This is a genomic window from Paracoccus sp. (in: a-proteobacteria), assembly GCF_039808215.1.
Classification (GTDB): domain Bacteria; phylum Pseudomonadota; class Alphaproteobacteria; order Rhodobacterales; family Rhodobacteraceae; genus Paracoccus.
Genome location: NZ_JBDHSP010000058.1, coordinates 1 through 19,835, shown reverse-complemented (window position 1 = coordinate 19,835; position 19,835 = coordinate 1). Strand labels below are relative to the sequence as shown.

Genomic DNA, 19,835 nt, shown 5'->3' with positions numbered 1-19,835 from the left:
GGACTCCGAGGCGATGCGGGTGGTGTCGACGGTGATGCGACGGGCTTCGACAAGCGCCGCGTCGTAATCCTCGTCGGCGCGGGCCAGCTGCCATTTCAGGGCCTGCGGCAGTTCGGTCTCCTGTGCGCGGGTCAGTTCCAGCACGTCGCCCTCGCGGGAGGCGACCAGATCGTCGGGCGCAAGCGTGGTGACGGATGTCCGCCCGCGCATCACGAAGCGGATCACGCCCTCGGCCTCGACGGCGTCGAAGCCGAAGTGGCGCGACAGCGTGGTGATCGAGGCACGGGGGCTTTCCAGCGCGGTGATGGCGTAGCCTTCGACCGCGCCCCAGAGGCCGGAGACATCGATGCGGGATTCGGGCATCCCGGCGCGCAGGCAGAGGTGGCGCACCAGAGCCGCAAGCGACACGGCGCCCAGCCGCCCGGTCAGCCAGTGGCCGAGCCGCCAGTTCGCGCCGTCCGTCCAGACGTCGGTCAGCGCCGGAAAGAACGGATAGGGCCGCGCGTCCCAGGTCCAGGCGGCGCATTCCGGGACCCGAACCATCCGGTCGCCATAGACCGAGGACAGCGGATTGTTCGCAGCCTTGCCCCACCAGAGATAGCTCGCCTCGAGATAGGCGCGCTGGATCGCATCGTCCCGCCAGCCCCGCGAGAAATGCGGGGTGAAGCTCTCCGACGATTTCGGATCGAAGAAGACGTTCGGCTGGTTGGTGCCCCGGTCGATGGCGGGGCAGCCGAGTTCGGTGAACCAGACCGGCTTCGACTGCGGCAGCCATGCCGTCGGCGTGCCGCTCTCGACCCCGCCCGGGCGGTTGTAATGCGGGTTCGACCACCAGGCGCGCAGATCCTTGTAGCGGAAGACCCATGGTTTCCCCGCAGCACCGTCGGTGATGGGCGTGCGCACCTGCGCGGATCGGTCGGCCGCGCTGGCATAGAACCAGTCGAAGCCTTCGCCACCCGCGATGTTCCCCTGCAGGTAGGCCCGGTCGTAGATTGCCGGCCAGCCCTCGGCCGCGTCGGAATGCTCGAAGCCATCGCGCCAGTCGGAAAGCGGCATGTAGTTGTCGATCCCGACGAAATCGATCTCCGGATCGGCCCAGAGCGGGTCGAGATGGAAGAACACGTCCCCCGAACCATCGCCCGGCTGGTGGCCGAAATACTCGCTCCAGTCCGCTGCATAGCCGATCTTCGTCCCCGACCCGAGGATCGCGCGCACATCCGCGAGAAGATCCCGATATTCCTGCACCGCCGGATAACTGCTGGCGCCCGAGCGGATCGTGGTCAGCCCCGGCATTTCGGTGCCGATCAGGAAGGCGTCCACCCCGCCCGCCGCCGCGCAAAGATGGGCGTAATGCAGCACCATGCGCCGCAAGCCCCAGTCGCTGGACGAGCCGGTGAAGCTGACGCTGTCGCCCGAAACGTTGAAGCTGGCGGGCGTGGCCGCGCCGAACAGCGCCGCGACCTGCGCTGTGGCGGCGGCCGTCTTGTCCACCGTTCCGGCGAACCCCGCTGCGGGCGAGCAGGTGATCCGCCCCCGCCAGGGAAACGCGGGCTGACCTGCCTCGGCCGCGTTGTCGGAATACGGGTTCGGCAGGCTGTTGTCGGGCGGCACATCCATCAGGATGAAGGGATAGAAGGTGACGCGAAGCCCGCGCGACCTCGATTCCTGGATGGCTTGCACGACGGCGAAGTCGGACGGCGTGCCGCCATAGACCGGACGATCCTGATCGTCGCGGCTGACGAGGAAGGCATTGGCGCGGCTGACGCCGTTGACCGACCAGCTGCGCGGCGTGGTGGATTTCGCCGATACCTCGACGCCCGGCCGCAGCTTGCAGGATCCCGCGCGCAGATCGTCGCCGAACCAGGCGACGACGAGGCTGACGCTCTCGACCGCCGGGGCCATGGCCTGCAGCCGGTCGAGCGCCACCACGATATCGGCCTCGTCGGGCAGTGCGTTGATGTTCTCCACCTGCGTCGCCCCGCCATCGGTCTTGCGGATCGCTTGCGTGGCATAGGTGAACTCGCCCGAAGCCGGGATCATGGTGACGGCGCGGGTCAGCCCTTCGGCGGTGTCGGGATCGGCCAGCGGGCAGAACATTTCGAAGGAGAGCTGCGGCAGGCGGTTGCCATAGCTGGAGAGCGGCAGTTCCTCGAAAACCACATAGGCGGTGCCGCGATAGGCCGGCGTGTTGGCCGCGCCCATCCTGGCGGCGATGAAAGGATCGGGAACTTGAGCCTCGCTGCCCGGATACCAGCGCCAGGTGATGCCGGAGAGGTCCATCGGCTTGCCGTCGGCCCAGATGCGGCCGATGCCGGTGATTCCCCGCCCTGCCGGGCCTCCTCCGCCTCCATTCTCTCCACCGGAGAGAATGGTCCCTGCGGGACCGGCTTCGGAGCCCTCACAAAGCGCCACGGCGAAGCTGGCGTAATAGAGATACTCCGTCGTTTTGACCTTGCCGCCCCCGCCGCCCTTGCCGCCACCCTGCGTGGTGGTCTTCGTCTCCTCGCGGAAATCCGTGGCCCAGATGATATTGCCGCCGATGCGCATCCGGCCATAGAGCCGTGGAATGACCGCCCCCTCGGTCGAGGAGGTGATGCGCAGCGTGTCGAGCCGCGCGCCCTCGATGCGGTGGGTCGGCGCCAGCGACGAGACGATCCAGCTGTCGACGACCGAGCCCACGGTCGAGCCGATGAAGCCGCCAATGGCCGCGCCGGAAAAGCCGAGGATCGCACCGCCGATGGCGGTGCCGGCAACGCCGAGTACGAGGGTGGCCACGGGTCAGGACTTTCTCTTGCGCCGGGCCTTCTTGCACGCGGATGCGGCCGGGCGAGGAAACAGGAAGGCGAAGGCGATGCGCCGCCGCCAGGTGGGCGTGAGCGGTTCCTCGATCACCCCGAGCCGCTCATAGGCATGCAGGAAGGTCTCGGGGCCGGTGAGAATGCCGACATGCTTGGCGATGGCGCGAGGCTTCATGCGAAAGAGGATCAGCGCGCCGGGTTCGGCCGCCGCGGGGTCCACTTCGACCATCATGCGCCTTGCACCTTCTGCCAGAACCTCGTGCGGGCCGGTCTCGCCCCAGTCCCGGCTGTAAGGCGGGATCGGAAAGGGTTCGGGCCCCACCACCTCGCGCCAGACGCCACGGGCGAGCCCGAGGCAGTCACAGCCGACACCGCGCAGGCTGGCCTGATCGTGGTAGGGCGTGCCGAGCCAGGATCGCGCCGTCGCGATCACCAGTTTCGGATCGGCGGCAATCACAACACGGACCCCGAATGCCCGCCATCCTTGGTGGCGTAGCGCAGAACGGCATCCTGTCCAGGGATATGCGGAAAGCCGCGGAAATTGGCGGTATTGGCGAACTTCGCGCCGCAGGTCTCCATGCGCTTGTCGCAGCCGGCGCGGACGACGAAACTGTCATCCCCGGCGATGGCGCGCACCGGCGCTTCGAGCAGCGTCAGCACGGCGATGCCGTCGGTCAGGTCATGCGCGATGATCTCGGCCCGTCGTCCGGCATTGGCACCGCTGGTCCATTCGACCGTGCCGAAGGTGAACCAGCCCGCAGCGAACGCTCCGAGACCCGAGGCGGTGAAGGCCCGATCACGCAGGACGTCGATGACCGTGCCGGTGCCCTTGAACGTCGATGCCTCCAGATCGACCCGGCAGCGCGCATCGCCAAGCGTGGCGTCGCAGGTGGCCTGGAAGGTCCGCCCCCACCGTCTGTCCGAGGACATGCGCCAATGACCGCACCTCAGCCACGAAGGCCAGCCGTCCGCGCCGGATTTGCCCGATGGCCCCGCGCCGCATCAGCACCCGCTGGGCAGGCGCCGCCCAGTTTACCCGCCAGACTTCCACCTCGGCGTTGTCCCAGCACCCGTCGAAGATGTCGGTCTCGGTGATCCGGTCGGAAGACAGCACGCCTTGCGCGTCCTGCGCATCGACGGACAAGTCGGAGCCCGAGCGCACCTCGGAAGCCGTCAGCCCGCTTTCTGGCTCGAAGTCGGTCCCGTCGAAGCTCAAGACCCGGTCGTGATCGGTGAAGCCGAAGGTGACGCCATCGGCACGGGTGATGCGCCAGCACCAGGCCAGCGTTGTCGTGCCGTCGTCGAGATGGGCCTGCAGGGCTGGGGACAGCGACTTCACTTCCGCCCCCAGCCGCGCAGGAGTGCCACGGATGCCAGAAGCGAGGACACCACGCCACCGCCCGCGCCGGTCAGGGCATAGAGATTGAAGGGCCGGATATCGAGCGTGCCGGTGGCGAGATCGAAATCCGCAAGCCCAGCCATGGCGAGGCCGGATGCGGCAAGGCAGGCCAGATAGACGAGGCCGCGGGCGAGGTTCCAGTTCATGTCGGTACTCCGATCAGGGATTTGAGGAAGGCGAGAAGGCGACTGGTCAGCGCTACCGGCGGCGGCGCGACGGTATCCGGCATGGCTGCCGGCGGCGGTGAGCCGGTGGCGGGGCGCAGCAAGGCCAGCGCCTCGGTCTCCGTCAGCCTCCGCACGGGCCGCGAGAAATCGACCCTTCCATTGCGGTCGACCGCCCAGACCGGGATGGTCCCGGTGGGGTAACGGCCATGGCGGAAGAGGTCTCGCTCGGACTCGCGCCGGGGGCGGATCGCGACGGGTTTGAGCCAGCCCATGAAGGCCTCGGCCGCCGCCGCGCGGTTGCCGGCATTCAGATGGCGGGTCAGCGCGGCCCGCGCGACGCCGCCGGTGTTGTAGTGGAACGAAACCAGCGCATCGAACTCGTGCGATGCCAGCGGCACCGTCACCGCGCGCCGCACATCGGCCTCGTAGCGGGCCAGATCGGCACGGAAGACCCGAAACGCTTCACGGGTCCCCGCATCGAGATCGGCGGGCATGCCGCGGGCCATCCTGGCCGGATCGGGGGCTCCGGCGGCGGCGGTGTGGCCGATGCCGGAGGTCCAGACGCCGGCGGTATCGAGATAGGGTCCGGGCACGAGTCCTTCGTGCCGGACGAGGGCCATGAGGCCCCGGTCTGTCATCTGCATGCGGATTATCCGAGGATGGAGATCAGGAGGATCAGCGCGGTGATCATGAGGCCGATGCGCAGACGGTGGCTGAACGCCTGCCGCGGATCGGGCGTGTCGCAGCGGATGGAGCGCGCAAGGCGAAGAAGCTCATTCATCGCCGCCTCCCTTTGCCCCGCGCAGCCGGGCAAGGATCAGCTCGATGAAAGCCGGGCCGAAGACGCCGACCAGATAGGCGGCCGATCCCGCCGCACCCCCGGCCGGGATCGCCTCGGGCGGCATGCCGAGCCATCTGGTGACGAGCGCCATCGAGAGGCTGCCCATCCCGGCCGCGATCAAGCCGCCTAGGAGGATATGGCGCAATGCATCGCGCAGCCGCATCCGCGTGGTCAGCGCATTGGTCGCGCCGCCAAGCGCGCCCCAGGCGGCGAGGATCACCGCCGTGGAAGCGGCCAGATCGCGCAACACGCTGGCGAAGAAGCCGGGCTCGTCATTCATCGCCGGATCTCCAGCAGCGGGATGGAGGTGATCGACCCCAGGCGCTCAAGGTCGAGGGTGACGTCGAGCGCGTCGGAATCAAACCGGACCGGCACGTCGAAGGCGAAGCCTGCGGTGATGGCGATGCCCGCGCCGGGCGCCGTGGCGAAAGTGACGAGGCCGGTGGTGGTATTGACCGACCAGCCGGAAGGCTGGGGCGCGCCATTCAGAGCGATGGTCACGGTCCCGGCGACCGGTTTCGTGATCGCCCGGGACCAGGACTGCGCGCCGGATGCGTAGCGCTTCACCAGCTGGAAGGCGGTCGTCGTGCCGTCGCCGGTGCCGATCTGCTGGTCGGTCGGGGCTGGCGTGCCCGAGGGCAGGCAGGATTTGTGGTCGCCCCAGTCCTTGAACCGAAACCCGTGCAGCCGTCCGTTTCTTGCCTCGAAGAAGGCGACCACCGCAGCCAGATCGTCGGCACGACGGATGCCATAGGCCACGTCATAGCGGCGGCGCGAGTTGGCCCAGCTGGCGTTGCGCTCCTCGTCGCCCGAGGCCAGTTCGACGATCTGGGTGCGCCGCTCGGGTCCGCCGCGGGCACCACGGCTGATATCGTCCGGAAACCGGACTTCGTGGAATGCCATCAATCCTCTCCGAGATTCTTGCCGCGCCGTTTTGTCTGCGGCGTCAGGCTCACATGCCCCTGCGCCCGAGCGAGACGGCGCGGGCGATATCGGCCGCGATCTGCGTGCGCGACTGGCGGAAGCTCTCGGCGTCGCGGGCGTTGATCGTGACATTGACGGTCTGCGCGGCGCCGCCCGCGCCGTAGCCCGCCGCTTCCCGGCGCGAGAGCACCCGCTCGCCGCGCTGCAGGATCGCCGGAACCTCGTCAGGCCTCAGGCCCGCCCAGCCACCGGAATGCATGCGTGGGGCATTGGCGAAGGCGAGCGCGGGCACCATGCGGCCCGGTCCCGCCGCACCGACCATGCCGCCGGCATGCAGGACGTTGGCGAAAATTCCGCCCGCGCTGCCGAGAGCTCCGGACAGCGCATTGGCGATGGGGCCGAGAATGAAGCGCCGCGCGGCGAGCTTGGCCAGATCGGCAATGAGCGAGGTCACGAGGTCGCGAAAGTTCAGCTTGCCGGTCTTCACGAACTCGCCGATGGCGTTCTCGGCCGAGGTGAAGGCGCCCGCCAGTGCATTGCCGACATCACCGCCGATCTCGCGCGCATTGGCGGCGTAATCGGCCAGCGTGGCGCTGACGGCGGCCCAGCCGGTGACGGCCGTTTCCGACCCCGCAGCCGTATCTGCCCCGGCCTGACGCCCGGCGGCACCCGCGCGGCCAGCGGCAGCGGTGGTATCGTCGAGTCCGGCCGTCAGCACATCCGCCGATGTCGCCGCGCCGTCGAGGGCATCCCCGGCCTCATCGCCGGCACCGGTCACCGCATCCTTCAGCGCCTGCCAGCTGGCCATCGGCCGCGATGCAGCGTCAGAGAGCATGCCGGCCGCTTCCGCGTAGCCCTCCGCACGTCCCCGCGCGGCCTCTGCCATGGCGCCGAGGCCGGTATCGGGCGCGGTGATATAGGTTCGACCCATGGCGGCGGCGAAGGCGTCGGCCGCGGCGGTGCCGGCTGCCGTGGCTGCACCTTCGAAGGGGTTGCCGATGCGCCCCAATGCCACCGCATCGAGGGTGCCGATCCGCACGCCGCCTTCGCCAGTGGCCCACTCCGGCAAGAGCGCCAGCGCTGCGTTCAGCGCCTCGATGAAGCTGTTGATGCGGGTGACGACGCCGTTCAGCATCGCCTCGACGCCGGAGATCAGCCCGTTCGCGGCCTGAAAGGCGAAATCGCCGATGGCGCCGGGCAGGCTACCCCAGATCGCCACCGCCCCGTCATAGGCGCCCTGAAACACCGCGACGGTTCGGTCGCCGAAGTGGACGATTCCGGTGACGGTATCGTCGAGCAGGGTGAAGATCGTGGCCTTCATCCCCTCCCAGGCAGCGCCGATGCGGGCCATCACCGCGTCGAGGCGCAGCCCCATGCGGTTCCACGCCTCGGCCGCGAAATCGGCGACGAGGCGGAAGGCCTCGCCCAGACCGCCCATCTTCTGCACGATGTTCATCAGCTGATAGATCAGCTCGCCCGCCAGCACGATCAGCGCGCCGATCCCAGTGCGCACGATGGCGCCGCGCAGCACTGTCAGCGCGCCGGACAGCGTCAGCGTGGCAACGCGGGCAGCAAGGAAGGCGGCAACCCAACGTCCCGCCATGAAGCCGGCGAAGGCGATGCCGTTGGCGGCGAGGCGCCCCATGTTGTCGGCGACAGCAATCAGGGCGGTGGCGACCATGGCAGAGGCGCCGAAGACCTGATCCCAGCTGCCGACCAGTTGCATCGCGGCATTGCCGATCAGCGTGAAGGCATCCCCGATGGTCGCCGGCATGCCGTCGGCTTCCTCGCGCAGGCGCTCCAGATTGCCGATCAGCGCGGTCTGGATCACCGCGCCGGTGATGCGGCCCTCGGCGCCGGCCTGACGCAACCCGGTGACGGTGGTGCCAAGCTCGGCCGCCAGCAGTTGCGCGACGCGGCCGCCCTGCGCGATCACGGTATTGAGGTTGTCGCCGGAGAGTTTCCCCAGCGCCATGGCGCGAGCCAGGGCCGTCTGCACCGACACCGCCCGCTCGCCCTTGGCGCCGGAGACGACCATGGCATTGTTCAGCGCCTCGGTGAAATCGAGGCTTTCGCGGGTGGAGAGACCGAGTTCCCTGAGCGCGGTCGCGTTGGCGAGCCAGGATTCGGTGGTCTGCTCGATCCCGGAATAGGTCCGCCGCGCCATCGACGCCAGCCGGTCCATGACCGCCGCGCCGCGCGCCTGGCTTCCTGTCGCCAGATCGACCCGCGAGCGCAGGTCGGTCCAGGCATCGGCATATTGAACGACCTGCCGGACGCTCAGCGCCCCGGCGACGATGCCGGCCAGGCGGCGCAGCACCAGGCCGGTGACATCGGCCTGCCGCTCGATGCGCTTGAAGCTGGTCTCGCCCGCATCGCCCACGCCCTGAAACTCGGCCTTCACCTGCCTTCCGCCCTCGGCGACGAGGCGGACGGAGACTTTCTTCTGGGCCATGACCGGGGAATTCCTTGCAGGGGCGCGTGTGCCGTCTTACGTTACAGGCATCGATCAGCAGGAGGCATGACGATGGCCGAGACAGCGACCCTGTCGTCCAAATTCCAGATCTCGATCCCCAAGGCGATCCGCACCGCCCAGCATTGGGAAGCGGGGCTGACCTTCGCCTTCATCCCCAAGGGAACGGGCGTGCTGCTGGTGCCGGTGCCGAAACGAGAGGCGCTGGCCGGGATCGCCAAGGGCGCCTCCGCCACCGAATTCCGGGACCGGTCGGATCGCGTCTGATGCGGCTCGTCGACACATCCGCCTGGATCGAATGGCTGATCGGATCGCCGACCGGCGAGGCGGTGGCCACGCATCTGCCCGAGCAATCCGACTGGCTGGTGCCGACCATGGTGCAGCTCGAACTGGCGAAATGGCTCACCCGCGAGGTGGGTGAGGACAAGGCCGATCAGGTGATCGCTTTCACCCAGCTTTGCAACATCGTGCCGCTCGACACCGAGATCGCGTTGGCGGCGGCCGAAGCCTGCCGTTCGCACAAGCTCGCCACGGCCGACGCCATCGTCTTCGCCACTGCCCGTGCGCAGGATGCCATCTTGATCACCTGCGACGCGCATTTCGACGGGCTGCCGGGCGTGACGCTGATCGAGAAGATCAACCCCTGAACCCCGGCCTCTCATCTCAGGCCATATGCTCATTGAGCTTGCGGACCATCACCGCCTCGATCTCGGGCAGGCATTCGGCGGCGATCAGCGGGTCGACCCCGCGCGCCCGCGCCATGGCGAGGGCAGCATTCATGTCCCAGCCGATGACGGCGCCACCGCCCATTCCGGTGGCGAGGCGAAGCTGCCCGGTCAGGCGCTGTGCCAGATCCCAGACCTGCCAACCTTCCAGCGTTTCCGGACGGTTCAGCCGCGCCGGGCAGTCCGGGCACGGGCCTTGGCAGGCTTGGCAATAGGCGTCGCCCCCACCGAAGTGCCAGTCGGCAAGGGCGCAGAGGCGTTTTTTTCCGCGTCCAGCATCAGGTGCGGCGCGAGGCAGCGGGTCTGGAAGCCCTCGAACACCGGCCAGATGTCCAGAAGTGCGTCGATGCCTTCCGGGGTGACGGGAACGGGATTGCCGTCGGCATCGCCGACGCCCTCCCAGCCGGTGAGCACGCGGCGGGCGACGGCCTTGGCCATCACCAGCGCCTGCTCCTCCTTGCTCGCCCCCTCGGGCAAAGCCTCGACGGCGGCATCGTTGCGGGCGGCGACCATGATCGCCGTGGTGACGGGCAGGACGTGCAGGCGCAGGCCAGAGCCGAGATCGAGCCATTTCGGCGCGCTGGAAAGGTCGAGACGGATCATCAATAGGTCTCCACATCATTGACGAGAACGGCGGTGCACATCCGCCCGAGCGTGGTGTCGCGCGCGGCCTGCCAGTCGAAGCTGGCCTGCACGCCCTGTGGCCCGCCAATCTCGATGCGCGGGCGCGGCAGGTAGACGGCGTGGACGGTGACAGTCAGGCTTTCGCCCGAGACGAGGCTGTAGGAGAACTCCAGCTCGCAGGGCGTGCCGTTGATCGCCTGCGTCACCAGCGTCGTATCGGCGAAGCGGACCTCGGTGCGGCCGGTCAGCGCGGCGATGGAGGGATCGGCGCCGTCGATCATGCCGTCGGCGCGGATGGTCTCGATCCGGTCAAGATTGTTGGCGTAGGTGATCTCGGTCGAGATCACGTTGCCCAGAGCGGTGCCGTTGCGTTTGATGGCCCCGTTGAAATGGCCAAAGCGGATCAGGTCGAGTTCGGCGGGCGTGCCTGCACTGCTGGTCGTGGCCACCGTCTCGCCCTGCGCCACCAGCCGCGCGGTGGCGGTCAAGAGGCCCGAGCGCTGCATCTGCCAGGAGAGCTGGTCCAGGACCACGCCGGAATACATGGCGTAGCGCGGTACCTCGGGCATGGCTGTCTCGATGGACATCGAGGGCAATGTCCAGGACCCGGACTGGAACGTGTGGGTGAAGGGGCCGGGCGCTGTTCCCGTCGTGGTCGGGGCACCGAAACCCGCCTTCAGCCAGAAGCCGAAGGCCTCGGCGTCGATCGGCACCACCACGTCGCCATCCGCCGTGACCGCATCCTTGACCGGCGCAAGAGGATCACGGCCGTAGCCCAGCAGTTCCGAGTTCAGCAGTGGCTGTTCCGCCCCCAGCGAGGTGCTGGCGAAGGGCATCCGCGTGTAGCCGCTGCCGGGCGGCGTGCCGTAGACAGTCTCGAACGCGAGCGCCATCCGCGCCCGCACTCCTTGCGCGCGTGCCATGTTCGTCTCCTTGGATTGTCGGGATCAGGCCAAAGGATCGGCCGTGGAGTGAGGCGGATCAGGCGACAGTCCGGTGGACTGTCGTCCCGCCGAACGCAGCACCCGCATTGCCAGTGGTGTCAGCCAAGCGGGTCCGAAACGGAGTAATGTAGAATGACCGGGATCACCGCGGCCTTCAGGCTGGCCGCGCCGTCCACCGGCAGATCAACCGGCTGCGGCGCCTCCGCCTCGACCCAGTCGCACAAGCCCCCGAGCGTGCGGTCGGCGGCGAGCGCCGTGCCGATGCTGGCGCAGAGCGCATCAAAAGCGGCGTCCCGGCTCGCACCCTGCACCACGGCCTCGATCTCGGCGCGGTGCTGGTAGTAGTAGGTGAGCGGCGACAGCGTTACCTCGGGCTCGCCGGGTTCTCCGTCGCGCAGGATCAACAGCCCGGCTGCCGGCACGCGCTCGGGCAGCACCTCGCCGCGCAGGGCGGTGGCGGGCAGCGCCGAGAGTCGCGCGTGCAGCGCGACGAGGATGGTTTCGCGGGTGGTGGGCATTTCACGGGCCTTGGCTCAATTGTGACTTCTGCGACGGAGGTCGATATGCTAAGGGTAATACCTGTGAATACTCATCCGGAGTCGTCTCGATGAACGCCGTCCGCCCCATCGCCGTGAAACTCGATCAGGACACCCGCGACCGCCTCAAGCGGCTGGCGGATGCGAAGGACCGCTCCACCCACTGGATGCTGCGCGAGGCAGTGTCGCAGTTCGTCGAGCGCGAAGAGAAGCGTGAGGCGTTTCGTCAGGCGGGGCTTCAGGCTTGGGAAGAATATCAGGCTACGGCCAAGCATGTCACCCATGACGAGGCCGATGCCTGGCTTGCGAGGCTGGAAGCAGGCGAAGACGCGGCCGCTCCTGAATGCCACAACTGATCTGGTCGCCCGCAGCCCTGCGGGATGTCGAAAGGCTTTACCGCTTCCTTGCCGAGAAGAACCCCGATGCCGCGCGCCGTGCAGCCAAATCCATCCGTGAGAGCATGAACATCCTACGCCACCAGCCGGGTGTCGGGCGGCCGGTCGAAGATATGGACCCGGAGTTTCGCGAATGGCTTATCCCGTTTGGCGACAGTGGCTATGTGTCGCTCTACCGGTTTGATGGCGAGACGGCGGTAGTATTGGCCGTGCGCCATCAGCGCGAGGCGGGCTATTGACGGCGTAAAGGAAGGTCAGCCCTTCCCGTCCACCCACCCCGCCACGATCAGCCCCGGCACCGCATCGCGCGCCCGTTCGGCGTCGCGCGCGAGGTTCAGCCGCTTCGGCAGCCTGACCTGCGGGACCAGCAGGAAGATCGGCACGGTGGTCAGCCCGCGACCGGTCTTCGAGCGCGACGCCACCGCGCGACCCTTGGTGTTCAGCCGTCCCTCGGCCACCAGCAGGCTCGGACCCGTCCGGCGATAGACGAAGCGCAGGCGCAGGCCGGTGCGGCGCTCCCATTCGCCGGGCGTGATCCGGCCGCCGCGCGTGGATTTCCCCGCCGCCGCCGTGGGGATCGTCAGCCAGAACCCGGCTTTCGAGCGGATCAGCGGGCCGGTGTCATGCGCGCCGACGATGAACGGGGCCTTCGACCAGACCAGTGCCGCGGCGTTCAGGCTCGGCTTGCCCTTGGGATAAGCCTCCGAGCGGATGGTGCGGGCGAGCCGCGCCCCGAGACCCGCGCTGGTGATCTGCGCGCGCCAGGCGGATTTCAGGCCGGTCCCGGCGTCGCGCATCGCCGTGGTGACGGCCTTTTCGCCGGCCCGGGTCTCGGCCGCCATGATCCGGGCGATGTCGCCGACGATGTCGATGCCGAGTTTCACGTGGGCCTCAGATCCACGGTCCAGACGAGGCGTTCGCGATCCCGGACGGGCTCGCCCTGGATGAGGAAGGCGTCGCCGTCTATCTCGATGCGGTCACCGGGGCGCGGATTCGGAACTTCGGCGACGCGCAGGTCGACGCGCGTTGTTTCCGACCAGAGCCGCGCATCGCCGAAGGAGGTCGACGCATCGGCACGCCGGGCGACGACGCGCACCAGCACCGGCGTGCCGCCGTCGGCGATGTAGACCGCATCCCGGCCGATGTTGGGATCGGCGAAGAGCGCGCCGACGGCGGCGGCAAAGGCGCTCATCAGAACGAGGCGTTCAGGCGCACCCGGCCAATGGTATCGCCTGCGCCGCCCGCCACCGCTACGACGGCCACGCCAATCAGGGTGTTCGAGGTGGTGGTCTTGGTCGCTTCCTTGGCGGTGTTGTCCCAATAGATCTTGTCGCCGACCGACCAGGCCTGCGATGCCACCTTCTTCAGATCGAAGACGCCGATAAGCGCGGTCTCGACGCTCTCGCCGAGAGCCGCGGTCCCGGCGGCCACGCCGAAGATGGAGCCGACGAGCAGGCCATCGCCGGAGGCGACGGCATAGGGCGCGGTCAGGGTGATGGTGTTGCCGGGCTGGACGTAGTTTTTCATGGGGGATGTCCTTCTTGAAAGACGAAGGGCGGCCCCTCAGGACCGCCCGCATGTCAGGTTTGCGAATAGGGCACGGCTTACGCGCCGGCATTCTTGTAGAGGCCGCGCCAGTCGATGGCCTTGGCGCCGAAGTCGAGGCGGCACTTGATCTCGACGCCGTCGACATCGAAGCCGTTGCGGGTCTCGATATAGGCGCCCTGCTGGCCTTCCAGATAGGCGTACTCGATGGTGTCGATCTGGGCCGGAGAGGCCGCCAGATACCAGGCGGTTTCGCTGGCCGCGTCGAGCCGGGGCTCGCTGATCGGCGCCAGCGTGCGGATCGACTGCGGCACGACGTTCCCGCTCTGGGCGGGGACGAGGTTCTGGGCGACCAGCTGCTCGGCTTTCAGTTCCAGCGAGGCGGGTACGATCAGATAGGCGGGGCGGATGTTCAGCACCGTCTTCTTGTCGAGCCCGGTCTGTTTGGCCATCGCGGCGCGGGCGGCACCGACGCTGGTCACGTCGAGCGCCGCCGCCGTGCCCGCCAGGTTCCGGTGGTTGGCATGGAACAGCGCCGTGCCGTCGGCCATCGCCGGGTTGGCGGTGATGATGCCCCAGACCACATCGCTTTCCAGCTGGGCGATGGAGTTGCCATACATCGCCGGGATCCGGGTGAAGGCGTCGAGATCGTCGTTGATCAGCACCTGGCGGGTGATCGCGACCACCCGGCCATAGGTCTTGACCTTGTAGCTCTCCTTCGACTCCCCCAGCGTGCCGCGCTTGAACTCACCGCTCTCGCCCACCTCCAGCAGTTGCGGCGCTTCGCCGAGTTGCACCCGGTGCATCGCCTTGAAGTCGGTCGCCAGCACCTGACGGCAGAAAAGCGCGAAGGTGCGCGGATAGGCGTCATAGGCCTGGCGCAGGGTCTTGTTGGTCACGGCCGAGAGGATCTCGGGGAAGTCCGAGGTCGAATGCAGGGCGCGCGTCGCCACCTCGTCGCGCGACAGGCCGCGGGTGTTGACCCCGGCAATACCGAGGCTTTCGCGGGCCAGTTCCAGCAGCGTCATGCCGCGATACTGCCGGGCCGCGTCCTCCAGCGGGAAGAGCGTCGGGCTGTAGCGGTGCAGCAGCGCCGAGGCCACCGCGTCGCGGCGGGTGATGCGTTCGTCGCGTCCGCCGAGCGGGATCGAGACATGCGGGAAGGTGCGGGTCTCGTCCGACCTGGCCGCGACCTGATCGAGGATCAACCGGCGGGATTCATCGACGCTGACCCCGCGCTTGACCAGATCCTCGGCGAAGCCGCGCTCGAGGTTCAGCCGCCCCGCCAGATCGTAGATGGTGGAGACGCGATCACGCTCGGCCTCGCGGGCGCGGGTGACGATCGCCTCGGTGTCGGGCGTGCCAGGGGCGTTAGTCTTCGGCAGTTTCGGCTGCGCGCGGGTCTCGACCCCGGCACCCTGCGCCTCGGTCGTGGTGGCCTTCGGCTCGGTCATGGTGGTGTCCTCGGTATCATTCGGCTCGGTCGGCTGGTTGGCGGTGGGGTTCGCGGCACCACCCGCCGCAGGGTTGGTCTGGTCGGTCATCGGGGATGCTCCTTGCTGAATGGGGGCGTCCCGGCGGTGAAGGACGCAGTCGTGTTGTTCGCCCTTGGCGCGAAAGCCAGCAGCGGGATCGGCGCCGACCGGCACGGCCGAGATCTCGAAGGGCGTCCAGTCCACCGCCCGCCACAGCTCGCGCCCGCCATCCGGTTTCGAGATGTCGAAGCGGTGGACCTGATAGCCAATAGAGACAGCGCGGATGTGCCCGGCTTGGATGTCGCGCCAGATCGGCTCGACATCGGTGCGTTCGCTGATCCGCACTTGCGCGATCCCGCGACCGTTCTCGATCCGCGCCGATCCCGGCACGACCGAGCCGATGACGGCGTCGAGCGTGTCGATCTCATGCACCTTCAGGAAGGGCGCGCCCGCGTTCAGCCGTTCCAGCCGGACATGGGCTGGATCGAGGCTCAGTTCCTCGTCATAGGGCTCGCCGAAGAAGCTGGCGCGACGGACGCGGGCGCCGGCCGACCAGACCACCTCGACGGTGCGGGCGTCATTGTCGACGCTGTTCGGCGCAAGCTCCGCCGACCGGCGAAGCGCCGGCAGTTCGATCATCGTGTCCATGGGGTCAGTCCTGTTGGGCAGCGTCTGGTTGCGCAGGATCGGCGCCCGGATCGCTGGTCTGGGCGCTGCCGGTTTTCGTCACCCGGCGCGGATCGCTGTCGAGCACCAGCCCCAGCTCGTCGAGCCTGGCGTTGGTGGCGGCGATCTCGGCCAGCACCGCGTCCGGGTTGTGGCCCTGCCGGGCGATGGCCTGCGCCAGCGTCATGGTGCCGGAGCGGATCGCCAGCAGGTCGGCCATCGCGTCCTTGTAGGGATCGACGGCGTCGAATTTCGGCGGCGACCATTCCACCGGCACATCCGGCGTCGGGATCTGGCCCGCCGCCCATGCGGCCTCGATGAACCAGCGCCAGACGGGCTGACACAGCATCGGAATGAACAACTGCCACTGCACCGCGTCGATCATCCGGCGGAACTCCACGAGCCCCGCCCGGATCGAGGAATAGTTCACCTGGGACAGGTCCCCGGTCAGCAGCTCATAGGGCACCCGGAACCCGGCCGAGATCGTGTGCAAGTTGGCGCGCTTGTATTCGCCATAGCCGCCCGTGGCGGCGGGCTGGTTGAAGCGGATGTCCTTGCCGCCGCGGGCATAGGCAATCAGCCCCGGCTCGAACTGCTCGACCCGGTTGCCATCGGCATCGACCACGGCGGGCGCGATGCCCTGCTGCGCCTCGTCATCGCCGAAGACGATGGCGGTGACGCAGGCCTCGGTCTTCTTGCGGACCAGTTCCGCCACCTCGTAATCGTCGAGATCGCGCAAGCTGCGGATCACCGGCGCACCCCAGGGAACGCCACGCGCCTGCGTGCGCTGCTTCTCGTAGACATGGGCGATGTCGCTGGCTGGAACCGGGCGACTGTCGAACCCGCCACGCAGCGCACCGTGCGCATCGCCGGGGTGTTCGCTGTGCAGCCAATAGGCCCGACGCTTGCCGAGGGCGTCGAACTCGATCCCCTGCACGATGCGCGCGGCTCCGTTGCCGCTGGTCCTGGTGGCGTCGAGGAAATCGGCCTCCAGCACCTGCAATTGCAGCGGCACCGACAGTCCGTCCGAGGATCGGCGAAGACGGCGACGCACCAGCACCTCGCCCGCTTCCACCATTTCGCGGCAGATCAGCGTTTGCAGCCCATAGAAATCGAGCTGGCCGTCGGCGTCGCAGGCCTCGGTCCAGCGGGTGAAGAGATCGTCGACGCGGCGGTCCAGCGCCTCGTCGCCGCTGGCGGCGCGCGGCATGATGCCGGCGCCGACGACGTTGTTGACCAGCACCGCCACCGCCTTGGCGGCATGCGGGTTGTTGCGCACGAGATCGCGCATCCGGTCCCGCAGCAGCGCCCCGGCCATGCCGATCTCGGTATCGGCCGAGGATCCGGGCGCGCGCCAGCCATCCGTCCGTCGACCCTTGGACGCGCCATCGTAGCCGCGTGTCAGGGTCTCGAATGCCTGACGTGCCATCACGCGGCGGGCCGCCATGCGCGGGGCCACCGTGGCAATGGCGTGGTCGAACCAGCTTGCCATCAGCGATCCCCGCGGCTGAAGCCCGCCAGCCCGGCCACCGGCAGCGGCCTTCCGGCACCCGCAATGGCCCGCTCGATTGTGCGGATGCGGGCGAGCAGGTCCTCGGCCGAGCCGTAATCCACCGACTTGCCGTCATAGCTGACCCTCGTCGTGCCACTGGCATAGGCCCGGCGCAGCGCCGAGAGCTCGGTTTCCGTCCAGTCGGTCATGTTCAAAACCATCCTCCGCGCCGTCCGAGCCAGTCGGAGCGGCGCTTGCCCTGCGGGGCCTGTCCCGGCCGGTTGATCTGCCCTGCGGGGTCGGTGCCGGTGGGGGGCGCCCCGAGCTGATCCTCGAGATCGCGCCATTTCTCGTCAGGCCAGCGATCCGCGCCCGCGATCCAGGCGGCGGCGCGGGCATAGACCCGGCAATCCAGCGCCTCGTTCCGCTCGCGCAGCTTCTGCCATTCCAGCTTGGCGAAACCCCGTTTCGTGCGCACCGTCACCAGCTGCTCGGCCACGACCTGTTTCAACCATTCGCTCTCGACCCATGTCGGCAGGTGGATCGTGCCGGGCGGGAACGCCGCCCCGTCAGCCATCTCCTCGTCGGTCGGCCGCTCCAGCCGCAGGTAACGGTAGGTCTCGGCCTTGAATGTCGAGACCGCCACGGTCCAGAGCCGGGCGCCGCGGCGCAGACGTTTCCCACCCTCGGTCGCATCGACAAACGTCGGCCCCGACACCGGGCTCGAGCGGTTGAACCCCTCGACGCCCTTCACGGGGGCCACCTGCGCGAAGCCGGTCTTGCGCGACCAGGCATAGACGGCTGGCGCCTCGTAGCCGGTGTCGATGGCCAGCCGCGCGATCCTGAGATGCGCGCCGCGCTCGTGCGGCCAGCTTCGATCCAGCAGCGCGGTCAGGTCGCCCCACGCTTCATGCCGGTCGGGTCCACCTTCGACGACGACATGATCGACGAGCCAGCTTTCCAAACCGTGACCCCAGGCCCAGACGTCGACCTCGATCCGGTCCTTCTGCACGTCGGCCCCGGCGGTCAGGAACAACCCGCCTGCCGGCACGATGCCAGGTTTCCACGCCTCGCGGCGGTCGTAGAGCCGCTGCCAGTCCGGGGCCTCCCCGGTCTCGACCCATGTCTCGCCGAGGATCGTGCTGCGGAACGCCTTGATCGCCTCATCCGACCCTTGAGCCGCCTCCCAGCCGCGGGCGATGCGCGGCCAGCTCAGCCAGCCCACCGGCGAATAGAGCGCCGAGAGGTGGTAGCCGACCGTGGTGGGGTCGGCGGTGGTGGCGGTCGCCCGCCATGCACCGCCCTCCAGCATCGCCGTCTTGTGGTGCTCTGCGATGGGCTGATCACAGCCCTCGCAGATGTATTCGGCCGTCTCGGGCTTGCCCTTCTGCCAGCGCAGCCGGTCGAACTTCAGCCATTGCATCGCCCCGCAATGCGGGCATGGCACGAAGTAGCGGCGCTGGTCCGATGCCTCGAACTCGCGCTCAATGCGTGACAGCCCCCGGATCGTGGGCGTCGAGACCAGCAGCACCTTGCGCCGGTGGGCGAAGGTCAGCGACCGCGCTTCGGCCAGCGTGACCGGGTCGCCTTCCTCGTCGGCCGAGGCCGGATAGGCATCGACCTCGTCGAGGAAGATGTAGCGCGCCGGGGTGGAGCGCAGCCCCACCGCCGAGTTCGCCCCGGTCATGATCAGGATGCCGCCCGCGAACTCCTTGGACAGCATGGTGTTGCCCGCGTCGCGGGAGCGCGCGGGCTTCACCCGCTCGCGCAGTTCCGGGCTTTCGTCGATCAGCGGGTCGATCCGCTGGCGCGAGTTGCGCTTGGCCAGTTCCACCGTCGGCTGGACCGCCAGCATCGGCCCCGGCGCCTGGTGGATCGCGAACCCGATCCAGTTGTTGCCCGCCTCGGTCGCGCCGACCTGCGCGGCCTTCATGAACACGATCCGCTGCGTGGGATCCCCCGGCGACAGCCGGTCCATGATCTCGCGCATGTAGGGCGTGCGCACCGTGCGATACCGCCCGGGTTCGGCCGAGGCGCGGCCCGAAAGCATCCGGTGCCGGTCCGCCCATTCCGAGACGGTCAGGTCCGGGTCGGGCCGCAGCCCCGCACCCCAGGCGCGGAGGATCTCGCCCGCGCCGTCGAAGTCCGTCAGCGCGTCATCTTCACCGGAAGTCGGGCCGGACCTCGGCAAGCTCGTCGAGGTGGGCACGGACATGCTTTTCCAGAACCTTCTGCATCGCGGCCGGCTCCACGCCCAGATCGGCCGCCATCAGCGCCGCCGACCGCGCGGGCCAGTTCACCCACGCGTCCCGCACCTCGCGCGCCAGCCGGAACACCAGCGACAGCGCCCGGACCCGCTCGATCAATTCCCCCTTCAGCTTCTGGAGCCGGATGCGCCGCTCCTGCGCCTTCAGCACCTCGTTGGCGGTCTTCGCCTGCAGGAACGTGGTGCCGCCACCGACGGCCGGGACAGCCAGCCCGTTCGTCGCTCCGGACGCGCCACTGGCGCCTCCGGTTTCGTTTTCGCGAAATCGCTCCTCACCCCGCAGCGTGTCGTGGACCGCCTGGATCGCCGCCTCGGGGACCGGCTTCAGTTTCGGGGCGGGAGCCTTCCGGGTCTTCGACGGGTCGGTCGTTTCCGCCCGCCGGGCGTCGCTGGCCACGGCGTCAATGCTGCCATCGGCGAACAGTACCAGCCGCTCGGCCCCCTTCGCCTTCTGGATCGCGCCGCGCGACAGCCCGGCATGGGCGGCATGCGTGTTTCGCGTGATGGCGGGCAGTGATTTCAGATGATGGCGGGCGCCCGTTTCGCGCGATGACGGGCATTGATT

General features: G+C 68.6%; 23 protein-coding genes and 1 pseudogene. 4 read left to right on the top strand and 20 right to left on the bottom strand.

Going from position 1 to position 19,835, the window contains the following annotated elements; translation table 11 throughout:
* From WMK75_RS14900 to WMK75_RS14860, 9 genes and pseudogenes are all read right to left on the bottom strand, one after another.
* A partial coding sequence (locus tag WMK75_RS14900) for a glycoside hydrolase TIM-barrel-like domain-containing protein (RefSeq protein WP_347268412.1) occupies positions 1 to 2,775 on the bottom strand: 2,775 nt, incomplete at its 3' end.
* A 3-nt stretch (positions 2,776 to 2,778) separates the two neighbouring features.
* On the bottom strand, positions 2,779 to 3,255 hold the full coding sequence (locus tag WMK75_RS14895; RefSeq protein WP_347268411.1) for an NlpC/P60 family protein: 477 nt from the start codon (positions 3,253 to 3,255) through the stop codon (positions 2,779 to 2,781).
* Positions 3,252 to 4,137, bottom strand: a pseudogene (locus WMK75_RS14890) (DUF2163 domain-containing protein). Before WMK75_RS14890 ends, WMK75_RS14895 begins: the two are co-directional and overlap by 4 nt.
* Positions 4,134 to 4,343: a hypothetical protein gene (locus tag WMK75_RS14885; RefSeq protein WP_113450927.1), complete on the bottom strand. Its 210-nt coding sequence runs from the start codon at positions 4,341 to 4,343 to the stop codon at positions 4,134 to 4,136. The pseudogene WMK75_RS14890 and the gene WMK75_RS14885 overlap by 4 nt, the downstream one beginning before the upstream one ends.
* Entirely contained in the window at positions 4,340 to 5,008 is a 669-nt protein-coding gene (locus WMK75_RS14880; protein WP_347268410.1) for a lysozyme, read from the bottom strand. The genes WMK75_RS14885 and WMK75_RS14880 overlap by 4 nt, the downstream gene beginning before the upstream one ends.
* Before the next feature lie 5 nt (positions 5,009 to 5,013).
* Positions 5,014 to 5,145: a hypothetical protein gene (locus WMK75_RS14875; protein WP_347268409.1), complete on the bottom strand. Its 132-nt coding sequence runs from the start codon at positions 5,143 to 5,145 to the stop codon at positions 5,014 to 5,016.
* The gene (locus WMK75_RS14870; protein ID WP_347268408.1) at positions 5,138 to 5,485 is read right to left on the bottom strand and encodes a hypothetical protein; all 348 of its coding nucleotides are present in this window, start codon (positions 5,483 to 5,485) and stop codon (positions 5,138 to 5,140) included. The genes WMK75_RS14875 and WMK75_RS14870 overlap by 8 nt, the downstream gene beginning before the upstream one ends.
* Complete coding sequence (locus WMK75_RS14865) at positions 5,482 to 6,108, bottom strand: DUF2460 domain-containing protein (protein WP_347268407.1); 627 nt, start codon at positions 6,106 to 6,108, stop codon at positions 5,482 to 5,484. The genes WMK75_RS14870 and WMK75_RS14865 overlap by 4 nt, the downstream gene beginning before the upstream one ends.
* Before the next feature lie 49 nt (positions 6,109 to 6,157).
* A complete protein-coding gene (locus WMK75_RS14860) occupies positions 6,158 to 8,584 on the bottom strand; it encodes a tape measure protein (RefSeq protein ID WP_347268406.1) in 2,427 nt (808 codons plus the stop codon).
* A 72-nt stretch (positions 8,585 to 8,656) separates the two neighbouring features.
* Between WMK75_RS14860 and WMK75_RS14855 the strand changes: the two genes are divergently transcribed.
* Both WMK75_RS14855 and WMK75_RS14850 read left to right on the top strand, forming a co-directional pair.
* The gene (locus WMK75_RS14855) at positions 8,657 to 8,869 is read left to right on the top strand and encodes an AbrB/MazE/SpoVT family DNA-binding domain-containing protein (RefSeq protein WP_347268405.1); all 213 of its coding nucleotides are present in this window, start codon (positions 8,657 to 8,659) and stop codon (positions 8,867 to 8,869) included.
* Positions 8,869 to 9,249 (top strand): type II toxin-antitoxin system VapC family toxin, encoded by a 381-nt coding sequence (locus WMK75_RS14850; RefSeq protein WP_347268404.1) that lies wholly within the window; start codon positions 8,869 to 8,871, stop codon positions 9,247 to 9,249. The genes WMK75_RS14855 and WMK75_RS14850 overlap by 1 nt, the downstream gene beginning before the upstream one ends.
* Positions 9,250 to 9,492: 243 nt before the next feature.
* Here WMK75_RS14850 and WMK75_RS14845 read toward each other — a convergent pair whose 3' ends face one another.
* The 3 genes from WMK75_RS14845 to WMK75_RS14835 form a co-directional block, all read right to left on the bottom strand.
* Positions 9,493 to 9,930, bottom strand: coding sequence for a hypothetical protein (locus WMK75_RS14845; RefSeq protein WP_347268403.1), 438 nt, complete (start codon positions 9,928 to 9,930; stop codon positions 9,493 to 9,495).
* Complete coding sequence (locus WMK75_RS14840; RefSeq protein ID WP_347268402.1) at positions 9,930 to 10,874, bottom strand: phage tail tube protein; 945 nt, start codon at positions 10,872 to 10,874, stop codon at positions 9,930 to 9,932. The genes WMK75_RS14845 and WMK75_RS14840 overlap by 1 nt, the downstream gene beginning before the upstream one ends.
* Positions 10,875 to 10,993: 119 nt before the next feature.
* Complete coding sequence (locus WMK75_RS14835) at positions 10,994 to 11,413, bottom strand: acyl-CoA transferase (protein ID WP_347268401.1); 420 nt, start codon at positions 11,411 to 11,413, stop codon at positions 10,994 to 10,996.
* Between the two features lie 89 nt (positions 11,414 to 11,502).
* Between WMK75_RS14835 and WMK75_RS14830 the strand changes: the two genes are divergently transcribed.
* Both WMK75_RS14830 and WMK75_RS14825 read left to right on the top strand, forming a co-directional pair.
* Positions 11,503 to 11,787 carry a ribbon-helix-helix protein, CopG family gene (locus WMK75_RS14830; RefSeq protein WP_347268400.1) on the top strand — a complete coding sequence of 95 codons (285 nt, stop codon included), beginning with the start codon at positions 11,503 to 11,505 and terminating at the stop codon, positions 11,785 to 11,787.
* Positions 11,775 to 12,065, top strand: a complete 291-nt coding sequence (locus tag WMK75_RS14825) for a type II toxin-antitoxin system RelE/ParE family toxin (RefSeq protein WP_347268399.1) — start codon at positions 11,775 to 11,777, stop codon at positions 12,063 to 12,065. The genes WMK75_RS14830 and WMK75_RS14825 overlap by 13 nt, the downstream gene beginning before the upstream one ends.
* Positions 12,066 to 12,080: 15 nt before the next feature.
* On the opposite strand, the gene WMK75_RS14820 is transcribed toward WMK75_RS14825, so the two are convergent.
* From WMK75_RS14820 to WMK75_RS14785, 8 genes are all read right to left on the bottom strand, one after another.
* Complete coding sequence (locus tag WMK75_RS14820; protein WP_347268398.1) at positions 12,081 to 12,710, bottom strand: DUF6441 family protein; 630 nt, start codon at positions 12,708 to 12,710, stop codon at positions 12,081 to 12,083.
* Positions 12,707 to 13,018, bottom strand: coding sequence for a hypothetical protein (locus tag WMK75_RS14815; RefSeq protein WP_347268397.1), 312 nt, complete (start codon positions 13,016 to 13,018; stop codon positions 12,707 to 12,709). The genes WMK75_RS14820 and WMK75_RS14815 overlap by 4 nt, the downstream gene beginning before the upstream one ends.
* Positions 13,018 to 13,353: a DUF2190 family protein gene (locus tag WMK75_RS14810; protein WP_347268396.1), complete on the bottom strand. Its 336-nt coding sequence runs from the start codon at positions 13,351 to 13,353 to the stop codon at positions 13,018 to 13,020. The genes WMK75_RS14815 and WMK75_RS14810 overlap by 1 nt, the downstream gene beginning before the upstream one ends.
* A gap of 77 nt (positions 13,354 to 13,430) precedes the next feature.
* Positions 13,431 to 15,494 (bottom strand): prohead protease/major capsid protein fusion protein, encoded by a 2,064-nt coding sequence (locus WMK75_RS14805; protein ID WP_347268395.1) that lies wholly within the window; start codon positions 15,492 to 15,494, stop codon positions 13,431 to 13,433.
* A gap of 4 nt (positions 15,495 to 15,498) precedes the next feature.
* Positions 15,499 to 17,004 carry a phage portal protein gene (locus WMK75_RS14800; protein WP_347268394.1) on the bottom strand — a complete coding sequence of 502 codons (1,506 nt, stop codon included), beginning with the start codon at positions 17,002 to 17,004 and terminating at the stop codon, positions 15,499 to 15,501.
* Entirely contained in the window at positions 17,004 to 17,213 is a 210-nt protein-coding gene (locus WMK75_RS14795; protein ID WP_347268393.1) for a hypothetical protein, read from the bottom strand. The genes WMK75_RS14800 and WMK75_RS14795 overlap by 1 nt, the downstream gene beginning before the upstream one ends.
* A gap of 2 nt (positions 17,214 to 17,215) precedes the next feature.
* Entirely contained in the window at positions 17,216 to 19,219 is a 2,004-nt protein-coding gene (locus WMK75_RS14790) for a phage terminase large subunit family protein (protein WP_347268392.1), read from the bottom strand.
* Positions 19,167 to 19,784, bottom strand: coding sequence for a hypothetical protein (locus tag WMK75_RS14785; RefSeq protein ID WP_347268413.1), 618 nt, complete (start codon positions 19,782 to 19,784; stop codon positions 19,167 to 19,169). Before WMK75_RS14785 ends, WMK75_RS14790 begins: the two co-directional genes overlap by 53 nt.
* Between the last annotated feature and the right edge of the window lie 51 nt (positions 19,785 to 19,835).

What these genes read in the sequence shown, in the direction of transcription:
- WMK75_RS14865 (WP_347268407.1), bottom strand. Translation starts at nt 6,108, where the DNA reads ATGGCATTCCACGAAGTCCGGTTTCCGGACGATATCAGCCGTGGTGCC.
- WMK75_RS14835 (WP_347268401.1), bottom strand. Translation starts at nt 11,413, where the DNA reads ATGCCCACCACCCGCGAAACCATCCTCGTCGCGCTGCACGCGCGACTC.
- WMK75_RS14870 (WP_347268408.1), bottom strand. Translation starts at nt 5,485, where the DNA reads ATGAATGACGAGCCCGGCTTCTTCGCCAGCGTGTTGCGCGATCTGGCC.
- WMK75_RS14805 (WP_347268395.1), bottom strand. Translation starts at nt 15,494, where the DNA reads ATGGACACGATGATCGAACTGCCGGCGCTTCGCCGGTCGGCGGAGCTT.
- WMK75_RS14800 (WP_347268394.1), bottom strand. Translation starts at nt 17,004, where the DNA reads ATGGCAAGCTGGTTCGACCACGCCATTGCCACGGTGGCCCCGCGCATG.
- WMK75_RS14875 (WP_347268409.1), bottom strand. Translation starts at nt 5,145, where the DNA reads ATGAATGAGCTTCTTCGCCTTGCGCGCTCCATCCGCTGCGACACGCCC.
- WMK75_RS14855 (WP_347268405.1), top strand. Translation starts at nt 8,657, where the DNA reads ATGGCCGAGACAGCGACCCTGTCGTCCAAATTCCAGATCTCGATCCCC.
- WMK75_RS14815 (WP_347268397.1), bottom strand. Translation starts at nt 13,018, where the DNA reads ATGAGCGCCTTTGCCGCCGCCGTCGGCGCGCTCTTCGCCGATCCCAAC.
- WMK75_RS14810 (WP_347268396.1), bottom strand. Translation starts at nt 13,353, where the DNA reads ATGAAAAACTACGTCCAGCCCGGCAACACCATCACCCTGACCGCGCCC.
- WMK75_RS14790 (WP_347268392.1), bottom strand. Translation starts at nt 19,219, where the DNA reads ATGTCCGTGCCCACCTCGACGAGCTTGCCGAGGTCCGGCCCGACTTCC.
- WMK75_RS14880 (WP_347268410.1), bottom strand. Translation starts at nt 5,008, where the DNA reads ATGCAGATGACAGACCGGGGCCTCATGGCCCTCGTCCGGCACGAAGGA.
- WMK75_RS14850 (WP_347268404.1), top strand. Translation starts at nt 8,869, where the DNA reads ATGCGGCTCGTCGACACATCCGCCTGGATCGAATGGCTGATCGGATCG.
- WMK75_RS14885 (WP_113450927.1), bottom strand. Translation starts at nt 4,343, where the DNA reads ATGAACTGGAACCTCGCCCGCGGCCTCGTCTATCTGGCCTGCCTTGCC.
- WMK75_RS14825 (WP_347268399.1), top strand. Translation starts at nt 11,775, where the DNA reads ATGCCACAACTGATCTGGTCGCCCGCAGCCCTGCGGGATGTCGAAAGG.
- WMK75_RS14795 (WP_347268393.1), bottom strand. Translation starts at nt 17,213, where the DNA reads ATGACCGACTGGACGGAAACCGAGCTCTCGGCGCTGCGCCGGGCCTAT.
- WMK75_RS14860 (WP_347268406.1), bottom strand. Translation starts at nt 8,584, where the DNA reads ATGGCCCAGAAGAAAGTCTCCGTCCGCCTCGTCGCCGAGGGCGGAAGG.
- WMK75_RS14830 (WP_347268400.1), top strand. Translation starts at nt 11,503, where the DNA reads ATGAACGCCGTCCGCCCCATCGCCGTGAAACTCGATCAGGACACCCGC.
- WMK75_RS14845 (WP_347268403.1), bottom strand. Translation starts at nt 9,930, where the DNA reads ATGATCCGTCTCGACCTTTCCAGCGCGCCGAAATGGCTCGATCTCGGC.
- WMK75_RS14840 (WP_347268402.1), bottom strand. Translation starts at nt 10,874, where the DNA reads ATGGCACGCGCGCAAGGAGTGCGGGCGCGGATGGCGCTCGCGTTCGAG.